The organism is Gardnerella vaginalis (assembly GCF_001546455.1).
Lineage (GTDB): Bacteria > Actinomycetota > Actinomycetes > Actinomycetales > Bifidobacteriaceae > Bifidobacterium > Bifidobacterium vaginale_B.
Map to the genome: position 1 here is coordinate 1 of NZ_KQ956815.1, position 17,904 is coordinate 17,904.

Annotated in this window: 8 protein-coding genes and 1 other RNA gene; 1 reads left to right on the plus strand and 8 read right to left on the minus strand. The window is 48.5% G+C overall.

What is annotated here, in order from left to right; genetic code table 11:
• Nucleotides 1-57: 57 nt before the first annotated feature.
• Nucleotides 58-154, minus strand: an RNA gene (gene ffs / locus HMPREF3216_RS02970) — signal recognition particle sRNA small type.
• A gap of 133 nt (nt 155-287) precedes the next feature.
• Nucleotides 288-1,430, minus strand: coding sequence for an inositol-3-phosphate synthase (locus HMPREF3216_RS02975; RefSeq protein ID WP_060786871.1), 1,143 nt, complete (start codon nt 1,428-1,430; stop codon nt 288-290).
• Nucleotides 1,431-1,587: 157 nt separating this feature from the next.
• Between HMPREF3216_RS02975 and HMPREF3216_RS02980 the strand changes: the two genes are divergently transcribed.
• Nucleotides 1,588-4,005, plus strand: coding sequence for a transglycosylase domain-containing protein (locus HMPREF3216_RS02980; RefSeq protein WP_060786872.1), 2,418 nt, complete (start codon nt 1,588-1,590; stop codon nt 4,003-4,005).
• Nucleotides 4,006-4,128: 123 nt separating this feature from the next.
• Here the strand turns inward: HMPREF3216_RS02980 and HMPREF3216_RS02985 are convergent, their stop codons facing one another.
• The 6 genes from HMPREF3216_RS02985 to HMPREF3216_RS03015 all read right to left on the minus strand — a co-directional run bounded on the left by HMPREF3216_RS02985 (nt 4,129) and on the right by HMPREF3216_RS03015 (nt 17,684).
• Complete coding sequence (locus tag HMPREF3216_RS02985; RefSeq protein WP_060786883.1) at nt 4,129-4,821, minus strand: HAD family hydrolase; 693 nt, start codon at nt 4,819-4,821, stop codon at nt 4,129-4,131.
• Nucleotides 4,822-5,091: 270 nt separating this feature from the next.
• On the minus strand, nt 5,092-5,700 hold the full coding sequence (locus HMPREF3216_RS02990) for a heat shock protein transcriptional repressor HspR (RefSeq protein ID WP_060786873.1): 609 nt from the start codon (nt 5,698-5,700) through the stop codon (nt 5,092-5,094).
• Between the two features lie 45 nt (nt 5,701-5,745).
• The gene (locus tag HMPREF3216_RS02995) at nt 5,746-6,807 is read right to left on the minus strand and encodes a DnaJ C-terminal domain-containing protein (protein ID WP_060786874.1); all 1,062 of its coding nucleotides are present in this window, start codon (nt 6,805-6,807) and stop codon (nt 5,746-5,748) included.
• Between the two features lie 213 nt (nt 6,808-7,020).
• The gene (grpE, locus tag HMPREF3216_RS03000; RefSeq protein ID WP_060786875.1) at nt 7,021-7,794 is read right to left on the minus strand and encodes a nucleotide exchange factor GrpE; all 774 of its coding nucleotides are present in this window, start codon (nt 7,792-7,794) and stop codon (nt 7,021-7,023) included.
• Nucleotides 7,794-9,686, minus strand: a complete 1,893-nt coding sequence (gene dnaK, locus HMPREF3216_RS03005) for a molecular chaperone DnaK (protein ID WP_060786876.1) — start codon at nt 9,684-9,686, stop codon at nt 7,794-7,796. The genes grpE and dnaK overlap by 1 nt, the downstream gene beginning before the upstream one ends.
• 600 nt (nt 9,687-10,286) lie before the next feature.
• Complete coding sequence (locus tag HMPREF3216_RS03015) at nt 10,287-17,684, minus strand: FIVAR domain-containing protein (protein ID WP_060786878.1); 7,398 nt, start codon at nt 17,682-17,684, stop codon at nt 10,287-10,289.
• Nucleotides 17,685-17,904: the final 220 nt, after the last annotated feature.

Below are 17,904 nucleotides of genomic sequence, written 5' to 3' on the forward strand. Positions count from 1 at the left end.
GTTTTGGCCAATTTTGGGAACAAAGTCGGGAAGATTTTTCAAAGATATTAACAAAAATACAGAAAACCCCCGCGCACCCACCAGAGGCCACTTACCCTTGCTGCATTCCTGCCCTGGGGGGATTGGGTGACGTAGTGCCACGCGGAGGCTCTACCTATATTACACGATTATGGATAAAAGTCGAGCGCAAGCCGCACGCAAGTCGCAAGCAACCGATGAAAAGCCAAGCGAATGCCGAAATCAAATCTCAAGCAACCGCACCATTAGGCGCATCGATAGGCGCATCGCTAGGCGCGCCACACGCTTTTGCCGCTCTTCTTTGCATCCTCAACATCTGCATTAAGCTGCGACTCATCTGCCTCAACATCTCCAGCAATATAGCGCTCAACGAGTTCGCGCGCCTCGCTATCTTCATGCTGAACAGCTGGCGACTTCATAAAGTAAGAGCTAGGAGCCAAAATCGGCCCCGAAAGCTTGCGATCCAGCGCGATCTTCGCCGCGCGCACAGCGTCTATAACAATGCCTGCGGAATTAGGCGAATCCCACACCTCAAGCTTGTACTCCAAGCTAAGCGGAACATCTCCAAAAGTGGTGCCCTCCAAGCGCACAAACGCAAACTTGCGGTCGTCAAGCCAAGCAACATAATCCGAAGGGCCAATGTGCACGTTGTGGTCATCCATATCGTGCGGAACAATCGAAGTAACCGCGCGCGTCTTAGAAATCTTCTTCGACTCAAGCCTAGAGCGCTGCAACATGTTCATAAAGTCCATGTTTCCGCCAACATTAAGCTGGTAAGTGCGGTCTAAACGCACTCCTCTATCTTCAAAAAGTCGCGCCATAACGCGGTGTGTAATCGTGGCGCCAACCTGGCTTTTAATATCGTCGCCAATAATCGGCACGCCTGCATCGCGGAATTTTTGCGCCCAAACTGGGTCGGAAGCAATAAAAACAGGAAGGCAATTTACAAACGCGCATCCAGCTTCCATAGCAGCCGTAGCATATGCCTTGTCTGCCTGCTCGGAGCCCACTGGCAAGTAAGAAACAAGCACGTCTACATGCAAATCGCGCAAAACCGCGGCAACATTTACAGGCTCTTCTTTAGACTCGTCAATCATCTGCTTGTAGTAATCGCCCAAGCCGTCGTAAGTAGGACCGCGCTGCACTGTAACTCCAAGATTAGGCACGTCTGCAAAGCGAATCGTGTTGTTTTGAGAAGCATAAATCGCCTCGCTTAAGTCGTGGCCAACTTTTAAAGCGTCAACGTCAAAAGCGGCTACAAACTCAATGTCTCGCACGCGATATTGCCCAAAAACAGCATGCATTAATCCTGGAATTTTATCGCCATCATTGGCATTTTTGTAATATTCAACGCCCTGAACTAACGACGAAGCACAATTGCCAACACCGGCAATGGCAACGCGGATACTCATATAAACTCCTTAGCAAAAATTAGCGGCACACACCAACGCCGCACTAATACACTTTTATAATACTAGCTTTTACAAATATTACACATGATATTATGCATGATTAAAATTCCTCGTTGCATATGATTAAAATTCCTCGCCAAGCGCTAACTTGGATTGTATGGTTGCAAATAGTTATGGACGAAATTCGCACTCTTCTAGCACAAGACGCACTATAAGAAGCGCGGGCGCAGGCAATGCCGCTGGCAATGAGGCAGGCAACAGGGCAGGCAATGGCGCAGGCAACAGGGCAGGCGGAAGAAACGGCGGAAGAAACGGCGGAAGCAATGGCGGAAGCGCAAGGCGACCATACAATCGCAGAAGCCACAGAAGAATCCCAAAAAACTTTAGAACAAAACACCCGATTATTTTTTGGGCGCTAATCGTAGTTTTTACACCAATAATCCTTGGAATTCTAACGGTTGCATGGATGTACGTAACAACAGACATTCCGCAGCCAGACAAAATCGCAATGGCGGATAAAACCAAGGTTTACTACGCGGACGGAAAAACGGAAATCGGCAGCTTTGCAGAGCAAAATCGCGAAATCATAAACTGCTCTGTGCTAAAGCCATATGTTGGAAACGCAATAATCGCAAGCGAAAACAGGTCATTCTATAAAGACGGCGGCATCGATCTTAAGGGAATTGGGCGCGCAATAATCCACAACGTAACGTCTAAAGGCAGATGGGGCGGCTCTACGATTACGCAACAATACGCGGAACGCTACTATCTTGGCGAAACAAAAACGTATTTAGGCAAGCTGCACGAAGCCATTCTTGCGCTAAAAATTGCGCAAACGCAAGACAAAAACACCGTGCTGTGCAATTACATGAACACGATTTATCTGGGTCGCGGAGCGTACGGAATTCAGGCGGCAGCAAAAGCGTATTTTGGTGTGGAGGCAAAGGATCTTACGCTATCTCAAGCGGCAATGCTGGCTGGAATAATTCCTGCGCCAAGCAGCTGGGATCCTGCAATCATGCCTAAAGAGGCGAATATTCGATTCAAGCGCGTTCTGCGAATTATGCGTGAAGACAAGTACATTACAAGCGAAGAATACAAAAACGCAAAAATGCCGCAGACCATTAATCAAACCAAGCAAAACGTGTATGCGGGGCCGCAAGGATACCTTTTGCAAATGGTTCGCAGCGAGCTTACAAGCGGCGGCGCGTTTACAAAAGAAGACCTAGACACGGGCGGATACCGCATTATTACAACAATCGACAAAGCTAAGCAAGATTTAATGTTTAGCGTGGCAAGCCCGACTGCTGGGGCGCGCGGAGTTACGCCGCAGGGAGTGCAGACGGGCGCAATGAGCGTAAATCCTAAGGACGGGTCGATTATATCGGTTTACGCGGGCGACGACTACCTTTCTAAGCCGCTAAATAACGCCACTCAGGCGCTTTACGAGCCTGGAAGTACCATGAAGCCATTTGCGCTTATTGGGGCAATTCAGGCTGGCACAAATCTAAACACGCTGTTTAATGGCAATACAGGGCTAAAGTTTAAGGGAATTGACAAGCCGGTAAACAACTTTGCAAACACAAATTGGGGAATAATCAACCTTTATAAAGCAACAGCAAACTCTGTAAACACGCCATTTATGTCTTTGCAAGAAAAACTGGGGCAAAAAGGCGTGGCAAATACGGCTGTTATGGCTGGGTTAAATGCGCAGCGCATTAACGGCAAGAATCCGTTTACTGTTCTTGGAAACGACCCTGTGCATATTAGTGAGATTGCGCGCGCGTATTCTACGATTGCAAACCAGGGGCGCAGGCCAGATTTGCACATTGTTTCTAGCGTTAAGAACCCAGATGGCAAGGAGTTTTATAGGGCGCCGACCGCTGGAAAACAGGTGTTTGCGGCGGCAGACATGGCGCTTGCTATTAAGGCAATGCAAGGCGTTGTGCAATACGGTACTTCGCCAGAGGTTAGGGGCGTTGGAAAGCCGATTGCTGGAAAGTCGGGAACCGCTAACGATGCTTCGGCGTGTAGTTTTGTTGGATTTACGCCGAGTGTTGTGACTGTGTTTGCTATTTGGAATCCAGATGCGCAAGGAAATCCTTTGCCTGTGCCAACTTTCCGCGGATACCCTGGCGGAATTGGGTATTCGGCGCATTTGTTTACAAGATACATGCGTGCGGCGCTGGCTGGAACGGCTGCGGAAAAGTTCCCAGAAGCTAAAGATAACGGCAAAATTGGCGGCGAAGATGGAACTTGGGGGCTTGGCGGAAGCAAGCACGAGGCTGCGGACGACGAAGATGGCGAAAGCGAATCAAGTGGCGCAAATGGCGCTAATGGCGCTAATGGTGCTAATAAGGAAGATGGTTCTAGTAGTGAAGATCGTGCGAATGGCGCCAATGGATTGAATGGTTCTGGCGATGGCGGCACGAATAACGAGAACAGATCGGCTGGCAGTGGCACTACTAGCAGCGGCAGTGCTGGCGACGGTTCTGGCGGCGCGGGCAGCTGGAGCGGAGGCTACGGCACAAGCGGCACAAGCGGCCAAAATACTGCTGGAGCTGGCGGCGATTAATCTGTATTTTCCCGAGAATGTACGTAAATTGGGTCAAATTTGGTACAAAGTGCGGAGTTATGTTCCGCTTTTTGTACGTGATTTAGGTCAAATATGGTACAAAATCGGGAAAATCCGTATTTGCTACTGCGCAAGGCGATCAACAATATAGCGCTCAAGCGCTTGCGGCGTAAGGTCTTTGTAGCCGTTTAAGTCCGCAAACTGCGGTCCGCCGCTAACATCTAAGTTCGAGTACGCTCTTTGCGCAAGAGTGGTCGCTCCCGAAGCCGCAGCCGACTTTAACCCCGCAAACGAATCCTCAATCGCAATGCAATACTTAATGTTTTGCGCGCTAATGCCAAGCAACCTACCTGCAGCCAAATACGGCTCGGGGCTTGGCTTTGTAGCATATCCGTCATCGCCGCAAATAAAGCCAGCAAACGCACCTTTAGGCGCATGATTCACAATGTTTTCAACAAGTCGCCTTGGCGAATTGCTCACTAAAATCGAAGGGATTTTTGCGTCGGCAAGCTTTTGCAAAAGATCTAAAACGTCTGGCACCCATGGAACTTCCGCGCTTTCGCGCTCGGCAACGTAGTCCACCATAGCGTTGCCAATCTCTTCAACGCCCATCTTTGTTCCGCGCGCAATCATGGCTTCGGCAACATCTTTTAGCGACCCGCCCGAGTATTGCCATGCAAGCTCTTCACTCCACTCGCCGCCGTGTTCTTTTGCGATTTTAATCTCGGACTCGTGCCAATACGGCTCAGAGTCGATTAGCGTGCCGTCCATATCCCAAAAAACTGCTGCAAGCTTGCGATTTGCCGCAGCCGCCATCTCAATTGCCGATTTTTGTGCTGTTAACTCTGTCAATGCATTTTCCTCGGTTGCGCTCGTTGCCATTAATTCCCTTTATCCACTTATGCACTTATTTTTTATATTCTTATAATTCTTATCCACTTATACACCTACGCGCTTAAATGCTACTTAGATTATCCACTTATGCACTTATTTGCACGTTTGCATTTGTGATTATCCACATATCCACAGTCTATTTAAACATTTGACTAGTATTTATAAAAATCTAAACTAATGTTGGAGTAGGCGCTACAGTCCAAACGCGCGCCACAAAACAATCGACCTATCGTCTTCTAAATCATTGCTTGCATAATCATTATATTGCGAATCGCCATTATTGCCTCTTGCATAAGACGACGGCAACTCGCGCTGCGGCACGCGAATATCTCGGCGCCAATCCTTTGCACGCTGCGAGCGCTGAACCTCCACAATATTCCCGTCTGCACTCGCTGCAAAAATGTTTCGCTCCGCACTCGCCGCCTCGTCAACCAAGCGCCTCACTTGCCTTTTAAGCTGGCGATTTTCTTCTTGAAGCTCCAAAATCCGCATAATTCCAGCAAGATTCACGCCGTTTTCTTGGCTCAGTTTTTGCGTTTGCACAAGCCTATCTATGTCTCTAAGCGAGTATCTTCTGGCTCCGCCTTCTGTACGCTGCGGCATAATCAGGTGCAATCTATCGTATTGCCTAAGCGTTTGTGGATGCGTGTCGGTTAGGTTGGCTACGTGACTTACGGTAAAAATCGGCATGTCGATTTTAAAGCCCACTTCGTCCGCGCCGTCAAGCGTTGCATTTCCACGCACTAGCGCCACTGCACACATCTCATACAGCGCCCTAATTTGGCGATCCAACCTAGCCATGACTTTCCTTTCTACACGCAAACGCAACCGCTAAGCGATTTGTTGCTATGCCCGCAAATCCTTAACTTCTTGCTCGTAATCTGCGCCACACGCCTTATCAAACTCTTTTGCAGCGCGCTTTACCGCCATTGTTGACTTTTTTGGAACGCGAATTTGCGCAATTCCAACAAACGCGCCGTCTTTGCCTGGCACGCCTTCGCCTTCTACGCGTATTCTGCTGCCGCCCGAAGTTCCAGACGGCACCTTAAACACAACTGGCTCGCCATCTACGTTTTTAAGCGTGACTTTTGCTCCGTGCACAGCTTCGCTTAAAGTCAGCGGCAAAGTGGCCACTAAATCGCATCCTTCAATCGAGAATTGCTCCGACTTTTCCACTTGCACTTGCAAATACATGTCTCCAGAAGCGCCGCCAAACTTTCCTGGCTTTCCCTTTGACTTTAGGCGGATTTTTTGCCCGTCTTTTACGCCTGCAGGAATATGCGTTTTAAACGACTCTCCGCCCGATCGAAGCGAAACTGTAGCACCTTTAAACGCTTGCTTAAACGTTAGTTTTATAGACGTTGTAATGTCTTCGCCGCGTTCAGGCGAGTTTTGCGGAGCAGATTGAGCAGATTGAGCGTACTGGCCAGATTGAGCGTACTGGCCGTACTGCCCGTAGTCTGCGCCGCCAAATCCTGCTTGCGACTTCGCGCCCGCGCCGCCCGTAAACATGGAGAATATGTTGCCCATGTCTGGCCCAGCTCCGCCCGTGGAGAATCGCACTCGCGAGCCGCCGCCCATCGGCGACCCGCCAAACATTGATGAGAAAATGTCGCTGAATCCGCTTGCGTCAAATCCGCCTGCTCCAGAGCCGCCAGCGAATCTTGCTCCGCCTGCGCCAAATTGGCGAATCGCATCGTAGCGCGCACGCATCTGCTTATCTTTCAAAACATCGTACGCTTCAGATACATCTTTAAATTTTTCTTCTGCTTCTTTAGTTTTGTTTAAATCTGGATGATATTTTCTAGCGAGTTTTCTGTACGCTTTTGTAATCGCGTCTTCATCGGCATCTTTGGAGACGCCGAGAACCTTGTAAAAATCTTTGGCTAGCCATTCATTCTCAGCCATTTAAGCTCCTTTTTCTTGAGCCACTGGCATTTATCTAAATAACCTACCCGCGCTGGCAGCTTAGAATCTAAACCACCAACACGAGTAGGCATGGGACTTGCATAAGTAAACATTTGATGCAGTGCGCGAGCTAAACAAGCTAGACAAGCACTAACACTAACGATGTTTCACGCATTGTTTCACATATTGCTTGTTTCACGCATTACTTTTGTTTCACGCATTGCTTGGAGACGCCACTACAACTCTTGCCGCGCGTATAACGCGATCGCCAATCCTGTAGCCCGACTCCACAACAACATCAACCGTTTCCTTAGTAGCATTTGCATCTGGCTTGTGTAGAATCGCATCGTGCTTAGTCGGGTCAAAGTCTTCGCCCTTTTCGCCAAACTTTTCTACGCCAAACTTTTCAAACGCCTTGTCTAATTTTGCGGCCACGGCCTTGAACGAATCGTCCATTGCGCCGTGTTCGCGAATCCTATCAATGTCGTCTAAAGCTGGCAATAAAGCCGTAAGCACGTCTGTTATTCCATGCTGCCTAAATCGGTCCTGCTCTTTGGCGGCGCGGTTTCTAAAGTTAATGAACTCTGCTCGCTCGCGCTGCAACGCTTCCAAATAGTCCGCCGCCTCTTTTTTGGCTTTGCCAAGAGGTGTTAAGGAATCGTCTTCTTCGCTGCTTTGCTTGTTTGCAGAATTGTCATTTTCTTCAGATTTACGCGCGTTGGATTCGTCGTCGGTTGCTTGCGATTCTTCCGCAGCAGTGTCTATGTTAGCAGCATCCGTGTTAGCAGCGGAGCCTGTATTAGCAGCAGCATGCTTTGCTTCATGCTTTGCCTCATGAGTTTCCTCACGCGCCGCAACACCATCTGCCACAGCATTATCCGCCGCACGCGAATCGCCAGCAGCCGAATCGCCAGCAGCCGAATCGCCAGATTCCGACGGCACGTCTTCCAAACCGCTCAAGTAGTCGTTGGCGTTAAACTCGGACATTACTTGTTGTCCTTATCGTCCTTGTCGTCGTCCACCACTTCGGCGTCAACCACGTCGTCATCTTTAGAGGCACCTGCATTTGCATCAGATGCAGCACCAGCACCGGCCGTACCAGCGCCCGCAGCACCAGCCGCACCCTGCTGAGCATAAAGCTGCTGACCAATCTTTTGAGCAGACGTCATAAGCTCGCTTTGCGCACTCTTAATCTTCTCAATGTCGTCACCCTTCAAAGCTTCCTTCAAAGCATTCACCTTTTCGGTAACTTCCTTGGAGATCTCATCGGAAAGCTTATCCTTATTGTCGTTTACAAGCTTTTCGGTCTGGTAAGCAAAGGATTCTGCCTGGTTGCGAGTATCCGCTTCTTCCTTGCGCTTCTTATCTTCCGCTTCGTGAGCTTCCGCCTCTTTAACCATGCGGTCAATCTCGTCCTTTGGCAAACCAGATCCGCCCGTAATCGTCATGGACTGTTCCTTGCCCGTGCCCTTATCTTTAGCAGAAACGTGCACAATGCCGTTAGCATCAATGTCGAAAGTCACTTCGATTTGTGGAACGCCACGAGGCGCTGGAGCAATACCCGTCAACTCAAAAGTGCCAAGAGGCTTGTTGTCGCGCGCAAACTCGCGTTCGCCCTGGTAAACCTGAATCAACACGGATGGCTGATTGTCTTCTGCAGTAGAGAACACTTCAGATCGCTTAGTAGGGATTGCGGTATTACGCTCAATAAGCTTCGTCATAATTCCGCCCTTGGTTTCAATTCCCAAAGAAAGTGGAGTTACATCAATAAGCAGAACGTCTTTACGGTCTCCCTTAATAACACCCGATTGCACAGCTGCACCAACAGCCACAACCTCATCTGGATTCACGGACTGGTTAGCTTCCTTACCGCCTGTAAGCTCCTTTACAAGCTCCTTGACGGCTGGCATACGAGTAGAACCACCAACAAGCACCACGTGATCAATCTGGCTTACGGAGATGCCAGCGTCGGAAAGCACGTTGTTAAATGGCGTACGGCAGCGACCAAGCAAGTCGGAAGTCATCTCCTCAAAGTGAGCGCGAGTCAATGTCTCGTCCAAATGCACTGGAGTTCCGTCTGCAGTCATAGCCAAGTACTGCATCGAAATTGAGGCGGATGTAGAAGAGCTAAGCTCCTTCTTTGCCTGCTCAGCAGCTTCCTTCAAGCGCTGCAAAGCAATCTTATCTTTGCTCAAATCAACGCCGTACTTGTTCTTAACTTCGCCAACAAGCCAGTCAATAATCTTCTGATCCCAGTCATCTCCACCCAAGTGGTTATCGCCATTAGTGGCCTGCACCTGGATTGTGGAGAAGCCGTCGTCATCCTTACCAATCTCAAGAAGCGACACATCGAAAGTACCGCCACCCAAGTCGAACACCAAAATGCGCTCGTCTTCTTTGCCTTTTTCAAGGCCATAAGCCAATGCAGCAGCAGTTGGTTCGTTAATAATACGCAGCACGTTCAAGCCTGCAATCTTACCTGCATCCTTAGTTGCCTGACGCTGAGCATCGTTGAAGTATGCTGGGCATGTAATAACAGCATCGGTTACTGGCTCACCAAGGTAGGCTTCTGCATCGCGCTTCAACTTCATCAAAACCTGAGCAGAAATCTCCTGAGGAGTCCACTTCTTGCCATCAATCTCAACGGACCAATCCGTGCCCATATGGCGCTTTACGGAGCTAATCGTGCGGTCAACGTTTGTAACAGCCTGACGCTTAGCAACTTCGCCAACCAAGATTTCTCCCGACTTGCTGAAAGCCACCACGGACGGTGTTGTACGCGCACCTTCTGCGTTAACAATAACTGTTGGGCTGCCGCCTTCAAGCGTTGCAATGCAGGAGTTCGTTGTTCCTAAATCAATACCTACTGCGCGTCCCATAATATCTCCTAGCTATCTTATCTATGTACCTTTTAATCTATGTACCCAAATTCTTGGCAGCCAGCCTTGCGACTAGCCACTTTTTCTTTTTACAAAACTTGAGTCTAACACACTCAAGTTATTAAAGTCAAGCATTTTTGCGCGCGTTTCGCAAAAACTTAACACTCCCCCACTCAACTTTGCGCAGCGAGCGCGCCTTCCTGCACACCAAGTAAGTAAGGCGCACCCACGTTTGTTCCCTTTTCCCCGCGTTTGTTCCCATTTTGGCCCATTTCGTAAACAAACTCGGGCACACTTCCCCTCGTTTGTTCCCATTTCGACCCATTTTGGAAACAAACACAAGAACACTCCCCCACGTTTGTTCCCTTTTCCCCGCATTTGTTCCCATTTTGGTCGATTTGGGAAACAAATGCAGGAAAAAAGAAACAAAAGCAGGAGAAAGTAAACAAAAGCAAGGAAATCGCCCTCGCGCAACACCAAGTGCGGAGCGCGCAACATAACAAAAATGGCTTGAAGATTATCTCCAAGCCATTTTGTGCGATATCAGTTATAAGCAACAGACATCAGTGCAGGCGCGCATCGCAACGCATCGCAGCCAAGCTACTTGCTAGCGTGCTTACGGCGCTTAGCAGACACTCCAAGCCCTGCCAGCCCCACAAACATAGCAGCGAACGCGCTTAGCGTTGCGGAATCAACGCCAGTCTGAACACTCAAACTACCGCGAGAAGAACCGCCCCTATCTGCATCCGCCGCATTCAGCGCCGCAAGAGCAGCACGAGCCGCACGAAGCCTGTTCAAAGCTGCGTCAACCTGCGCCTGAGTTGCATTTGGATTGGCAAGAACAGCACGCGCATTCTGCAATGCAGCGTTAAACTCGCTAATCACGGCAGCAGCGTTCGCAGCGTTCGCAGAAGCATTAGCATTCACGCCATTGGCAATATCCGCAAGTGCGCCATTTACCTCCACAATCAGCATGGACTTATCAACCGCAGCAGCGCCAACACCAAAACCAGTGCCAACATAACCGCTACCGCCGTTGCCAAACGAACCAAGCGAGTTGTAGAAGTCCATTATCTTCTGCTTTGCAAGCTGCAACTTTCTAAGAGCCGCATCAACCTCGGCCTGCGTTGCATTTGGATCTGCAAGCACAGCATTCGCTTCCTGCAGCGCCTTGTTGTACTCAGCAATATCCTCGCTATTAGCAATCAAGAACGGAATCGAATCGCGGAATGTAGGGTCATTTTCTGCCTCATTACGCAAATCAGACTTGTCGGTGCCATGCTTGCCTCTAAGGGCAGCCTTGGCATCCTGGAGCCTCTTCAAAGCCGCGTCAACCTGCGCCTGAGTTGCTTCCTTATCGCTAAGCACAGAATTTGCTTCGGCAAGTGCATTCGCGTACTCTTCGGCTTCTTTGCTTCCTACAGCGTTCTGGAATTCTGGAGTCTTGGTGAAGTTGCTGTCGTCTGCAGCCTCAGTAGACAAATCGCCCTTCTGGGTCGCATAATCTTTTTCGATCTTCGACTTGGCTTCTTGGAGCTCCTTTAGAGCCTTGTCGAGTTCCTGCTGGGTTGGAACCTTAGTGCCTGCTGGAAGAGGATTTTGTACACCACCATTAACAAGATCGAAGGCCTTAAGAAGATTCCTGGCTGCTGTGAGCTTGTCGTTGTAGTCCTTAAGATCCTTCTTAGCATCTTCATCACCCTTAGCAGTCGCATTCTTGAACGCAGGAGTGTTCTCGAACACGGTATCGCGCGGGTCGTCGTCGCCGTCCTTAGACTGCTTGACTTCTTCGTTCAGCTCGGTTGGATTGGTCTTGTAGTTAGCAAGGATCTTTTCCTTGATTTCCTTAAGAGCCTTTTGAGCCTCATCAACTTCTTGCTGAGATGGGATGTCCTTTTCACCAGACTTTGGATTACCGTTCTCATCGAACTTACTAAGAAGGTCGTTAGCTTTCTTTAGAGCATCTTTGTACGTTTGCACATCCTCAATGTCCTTGTCGCTATTACCCTTCTTGGCAAGTGCGTTCTTATACTCTGGGCTGCTCTCAAAAGCAGGATTATGAGCCGTTCCGTGCTCATCCTTATCATCAGCTTCCTTCTTAAGGTCAGCTGCGTTGGTCTTGAAACCATTGGTGATTGCATCCTTGGCAGCCTTCAACTCATCAAGAGCTTGCTTAACATCAGCATTGGTTGGCTTTGAGTCAGCTTCAGCGTTTGGATCAGGATTCTTGACCTTGTTGATGAGTTCCTGTGCAGCCTTGAGTTTTTCGTTGTAGGCTTCTAGCTTCTTGGTCGCGGAATCAGCGCCAGCTGTGGCAGCATCTTCAGTCTTCGCCTTTTCAAGCGCATTCTTGTACTCAACTGTCGCCTCGAACGGAGGAGTTACATCATTGCCATGTTCGTCCTTATCGCCAACCTCCTTTTCAAGAGGCGTTGCGTCGGTCTTGTAGCCATCGGTAACAGTCGTCATAGCATCTTGCAAGGTCTTAAGCGCTTCGTCAACTTCCTTCTGAGTCTTGCCAGCTGGATTATCGAGAATATCCTTGGCCTTCTTCAAAGCGCTATCGTTAGTATTCTCATCGAGAGCTTCAACATCCTCTTTAGCCTTGGATTGCTTCTGCGTATCAGAATTGTCACCCTTGATCACCACAGCATTCTTATACTCAGGCGTCTTCTTAAAGTCGCCATTCGCGAATTCCTTTGCATCCTTCAGCAAAGACACATTGGTCTTGTAGGTGTCGGTAATAGTTTGCTTAGCCTTCTTCAAGGCATCAAGCGCCTCGTCAACCTCCTGCTGTGTTGGGCGTTCGCTGTTCTTCTTGCCTTGATCCGTGGCAGCCTTTACAAGATTGCGAGCTTTCTCGAGTGCCTTCTTATAAGCCTTGACATCGGCGTTTTCGTTGTCGCCATCCTTCTTGGCATCGGCATTCTTGAACTCTGGAGAGTTCTCGAACTTGCCATCTATAGAAGCACCTTCAGTATCCGCCTTAGACAAATCCGCCTCAGTCTTAAGCGCATCAGTCTTGGTTGCGTAGGCATCAAGAGCTTGGCGCTTCTCGTCGAGCGTCTTGAGAGCCTTGTCGATTTCGTCTTGCGTTGGCTGAGCGTCAAGCGGCGTATTGCTCTTAGGGTCGTGCTTTGCAAGCAACTCCTGAGCCTCGGCCAATGCCTTATCGTAATCAGCCTTAGCTTTCTTGGCGTTATTGTTTCTATCGGTATCTTCAACCAACTTAGTTGGGTCAGTTGTGTCTGCCTTCAAGAAGTGAGGATCGGATGCGTTGCGGTATGCATCGGAATCCTTTGTGCCTTCAACAGCAGGATCAGAACCCTTAGCGTCTTTACCGTGCTTGTTAGCGCTTTCTTGGAGCTTAGATACATCAGTCTTATAGTCGTCGAGAGCCTTGCGAGCTTTGTCGAGCTTATCCTTAGCGTCGTTGATGTCCTTCTGCGTAGCGGCTGGGTCGTTCAACTTGGCTTTTGCTTCGGCAAGGGCTTGACCGTAGTCCTCATGAGCCTTTTTAGCTTTACCGTTCTTCTCAGTATCAGCCTGGCCATTTTCGCCCTTATACTCAGGTTTTGCCGTATTCTTATACCCAGGCGTCTGCTTGGTGTTGTCGTCCTCATTAATCGAGTTAATCAGCTCATCGGTCTTAGTCTTAAACTTATCCAGGCCTTTAACGGCATCATTAAGCTTTGCAAGGAGATTTTTTACATCCCTATTCAAAGGCTGTCCCTTAGCGTGCTGCTGCAACTTCTTAAGCGCATTTGCGTTGTTCATGTCAATGGTTTTATCTGGAATAACAGACTCTGGGATTTCGCTATCCTTGTCATCCTTGTCCTTATCCATTTGATCATTGAAAGCTTTTTTCAAAGCATCAAGCGCATCGTCGTATGCTTTCGCTGCCTTCTTAGCATCTTCAGTTGCATCAGTAGCAGACGCGTTTAGATACGCTGGGCTTTTAGTTATAGCCAAGCTGTGAAGCAGCGCCGCCGAAATCTTACTGGTATCCGTGGCGTACTTATCTATTACCTTACGGGCTTCAATAAGCTTGTCCTTAACCTCATTAACCTCATCTTGCGTTACGGTGTTCGGATTCTTCTTGGCCTTATCCATCAAATCTTTTGCAGCATGGTAAGCGTCGTTGTAGTCTTTGAAGTCCTTAGCAGCTTGTTCAGCCTTCGCAGCATCGGCAGGATCTTTACTTTGTGCCAAATCAAACGCATTGAAGTACGCAGGCATCAAATAACCACTGAAGTTGTCTGCAAGCGCTTTACCAAGAGCGGTTTTATCCGTAGAGTACTTGTTGTCAGCATGAAGTGCTGCTTCAGCGTCTTCAAGCGCTTTCTTAGCCTTTTTTACATCGGCATTTGTAGCCTTCTTGTCACCAAGCACTCTCTTAGCTTCTTTAAGCGCGTCATCGTAATTCTTAACGGCTTGCTGAGCATCAGGATCGTTAGTCTTATTCTTCGCGTTCTTATAGAACACACTCTGCTTGGTAGCGTCATTTGGATCAGGATTATCGAAGCTCTTCTGCACGGCAGCATCAAGAGGAGCCTTGTTGGTTGCGTTCTTGTCGAGCGCATCCTTAGCATCCTTAAGCTTCTTGATAGCCTCGTTCACTTCCTTCTGGGAAGCGTTTGGATCTGCTGCGACCTTGTTCGCTTCAGTAACAGCGTTATCATAGGCTGTACGCTGCTCAGGAGTAGAGTTTTGGTAGGTTGGGTCGGCAGTCTTGAGCTTTTCTTCACCTTGCTTATCAGCATCACCCGTGTTCACCTTGCCGTGCTGAGCAATGGCATTATTCAACTCATCCTTGTTGGTGGTGAAGTCGTTAAGCTTCTTGCGAGCCTCGTCCAACTTAGCCTTGGCTTCGTCAACCTGCGCCTGCGTGGCGTTGGTGTTATCCTTTACCTTCTTGGCTTCTTCGAGAGCCTTGTCGTAATCTTCCTTGGCTTTCTTAGCGTTATCGTTCTTAGTGGTATCAGGCTTGCCATCAGGTGTCTTGAAGTCAGGATCGCTTACGTTCTTAAACTGGTTCGTTGCTTGCGTACCAGTTGGCGTTTTGCCTTCCTCAGCCTTGCCGTGATCATTAATCGACTGCTCAAGCTTTGTCTTGTCAGTATTATCACCATCAAGTTCGGCGCGAGCCTTATTCAGCTTAATCGTTGCGTTATCGATTTGTGCCTTCTGATCCTCGGTAAGCTTCGACTCGTCGGTGTTTTTAACTTGATCATACAAGGTCTTTGCATCTTGCAACGCCTTATCGTACGCATCTTTCTTATCCTTAGACGCGTTGTAGTACTTAGCCTCGGTAGGAACGTCTGTGTTGTCAATCTTAGTGGTCTTGTGACCCTCAATCGACGTCTGCAAATCGCTCGTCTTATGATTCGTCTGCGGCACAAAGATAACGTTAATTGCCTTAGGTGTATTGTTTGGATTCTTTCCATCTGGGTGTGTGTACACGTACTGGTAGGATTCCATGCCATATGGAGCAACAAACAGACGCGCTCTATAGATCTTGCCGTCCTTAGACGCAACTTTTACGGGTTCAGCGCCATCGTTCCACGTATAGCTATCTGTCTTTGCGAGCACATCACCCATATTTACATCGGTGCCTGTGATCTGAGGATCACCAGTCCAATAGCCGCTTTTCATAATGCCAAGCGTAAGCTCGCCTGTTGGCTGACCATTTTGCAGTATGTAACCAACATGCGATTTCTTTTCTTGTCCAGGAGCGCCTTCATGGTCGAGCTTCTCGCCGCCCGTAAGTGTACGCAAACCTTCTTTGCCAGTCTTCGGCGTAGCTGTGAGCAACTTAGTAACGTCGCCAGACTTGAACGCCGCAGCCTTGGTTGGATCATAGCGGTAAATGATGGTCTTGTGGTCTTCGCTCCAGGAGAGACCTTCATCACTGTCACGGCCGGCAATCCTATTATTATTCCAAGTAACGTCGTAATCCTCGCGAATATTCACAAACTTCGTGAGCTTGCTCTTCGTTATATCAGACTTAAACTCGGCAACCGCTTTATCAGTTTTGATCTTAACGGTAATCGCGTTCTCTTGCCGACCATTTGAAATGCCCTGATTTGCATGACCAGACGCAGTAAGATTGCCTGTAAGGTACGAAAGTGAAATCTGGTTCTCGTAATCTGTTTCGCTTAAGCCAAGTTTTTTATTGTCTTTATTAGCTTCGTAAATAGCCTTCTTAATGCTCTTAATTTCAGCATCGGAGTAAGCAAGTGGGTTGTACACAAAGGTTGCTTTATCGTCAGTTGGAACCTTAACATCTTTTTCTTCAAGCTGCTTCAACACAAGGTCGCTGAGCTTAATCGTAGGCGCGAGACTTGGATCCACACCTTCAAAGTTGATGGTGACTGTGCCTTCAGCGTTAATGGTCACCTTGTCTTGAGCAATGTGGTTAAGATTTGCCAGCTTCTTTGCGATTTCGTTCTTTACGTCCGCGGAGATGTTGTTCGGGTCTGTAACAACAGGCTTGTCGATGCGCGTATCGTAGCGCGCAACGGTAAGCGCCAGTTCACCAGACTTGTAGCCGAGGTCGGAGACCAGGTAGGTCTTAAGGTTTTGAACGCCTGTCGTGTAGGTGGTTACCGTGTCGGTATTCTTTGACGTTACAGTGTTAATGCGATTAAACTGAGTTACGTCATACGCGCGCTTGTCAGTAATAACAATCTTTTTATCAGGGTCATCTGTAGTATTAACAACTGGCTTTGATTCTTCCTTACGCACACCCACGCCGTAAGCTTGGCTTGCGTCTTTAATTTGCTCACGCACCGACTTGCCATCCTTGGCCGCGGTAGGAGCGCCAAGAGCCTCTTTGAGCCTTGCGCGAATCTGATCTTCAGTAAGCTTCTCATCATACTGTAAAACAATCGAGCCAGTCTTTTTAGGTGGAATAATCGTTGCTGCACGCACAATATTCGTCTTATACAGCAAGACTTCCTGCCCGCCTTTCACGCCATACGCATAGATACTGCGGTTGGCAGCATAACCTTGTGCGCCATTAATGGTTCCTTTTCTATAAAGCTTGCTCATGGTAAGGGTAACAGAGCCGTCTGGATTTGTTGCAAGAGAGTACTCACCAGAGTAAGACTGATGCCATTCAGGATCAGCCGAATTATATTCCGAAAAACCTTTGGCGTTCTTATTACTAATATCAATATTATCGTTCGGGAAAATAGCTACCTTTGTAACATGGACACCATCAGATGGCTTAAGTGTAATCGTAACGGATTGATTCTGACCTTCTTCAATATACACGTTGTCAGAAGAACCCCATGCGTACAAGTTAGGAAGCGTGTCTTTTGTTTCTTTGGAAAGTGTTATCTCGCTTTTAGCTTGTGGCCCTGGGTCTGGCTGGCTCGTCACTTCGCGATCTTCGCCACCCACAGCCTCGTCGGTTGGCTGAGCATCAGACAACGAGCGCTTACCACGAACCTTCGCACCGCTATCTTCTTTCACAGCACCTTGCTTATTTGCATCAGCAGAAGCACTGCCCTCTGCATCACCAGTAGTAGAACCAGCAGACTTATTCCCACTTTCAGCCTGCTGATCCACAACATCAGCTGCATTCGTACTACCGTTTGCAGCACCATCCCCAGCCAGCTCAGTCTCATTCTTGTTAGCCTTAGAATCGGCCTTATCAGAAGTCTCAGTCTTCTTAGAAGCGTCAGCCTCAGTCTCCTTAGCACCCTCAGCTTTAGCTTCATCTTCAGCCTTAGCGCCCTCAGCCTTCTTATTAGCAGTTAAATCCTGCTCATTTGCAGCATTACTCGTCTTAACAGGCGCAGAAGTAGTCTCCGCCGCCATTGCAGGAGTTGCGCAAAAAGCAATCGCCGCGCCAGCAATCACGCCAGCAGCTCCAGCAGAAAGAGCGGCCACCTTACGCATATCAACAGCCTTTATAACGCCATTGTTGTCTGCGGAATTCAATGTATTCTTTGCAATCTTGTTGGTGTGCTTACCAGATTTTGTGGTCATGTTCTCCTCTTTCCGTGAGTTTAATTCGATTTACTTGATATCGCTTTGCGCGTCTACCATTGGCGCCCAAAGTGCTATAGCTTTTGACAATAACAATTTAAAGTCCCATAGGTTACATCTATAATGATGTATCTAACCTCTGATAAGTCATTATAACATTTAATAAAAAATTTTGAAGACTACCAACAAATGTTTATGGCTTCGGGGGATGCATACCCCC

Coding starts and splice junctions, on each gene's coding strand:
- HMPREF3216_RS02975 (WP_060786871.1), bottom strand. CDS start 1,430: ATGAGTATCCGCGTTGCCATTGCCGGTGTTGGCAATTGTGCTTCGTCG.
- HMPREF3216_RS02990 (WP_060786873.1), bottom strand. CDS start 5,700: ATGGCTAGGTTGGATCGCCAAATTAGGGCGCTGTATGAGATGTGTGCA.
- HMPREF3216_RS03015 (WP_060786878.1), bottom strand. CDS start 17,684: ATGACCACAAAATCTGGTAAGCACACCAACAAGATTGCAAAGAATACA.
- dnaK (WP_060786876.1), bottom strand. CDS start 9,686: ATGGGACGCGCAGTAGGTATTGATTTAGGAACAACGAACTCCTGCATT.
- grpE (WP_060786875.1), bottom strand. CDS start 7,794: ATGTCCGAGTTTAACGCCAACGACTACTTGAGCGGTTTGGAAGACGTG.
- HMPREF3216_RS02985 (WP_060786883.1), bottom strand. CDS start 4,821: ATGGCGGCTGCGGCAAATCGCAAGCTTGCAGCAGTTTTTTGGGATATG.
- HMPREF3216_RS02995 (WP_060786874.1), bottom strand. CDS start 6,807: ATGGCTGAGAATGAATGGCTAGCCAAAGATTTTTACAAGGTTCTCGGC.
- HMPREF3216_RS02980 (WP_060786872.1), top strand. CDS start 1,588: ATGGTTGCAAATAGTTATGGACGAAATTCGCACTCTTCTAGCACAAGA.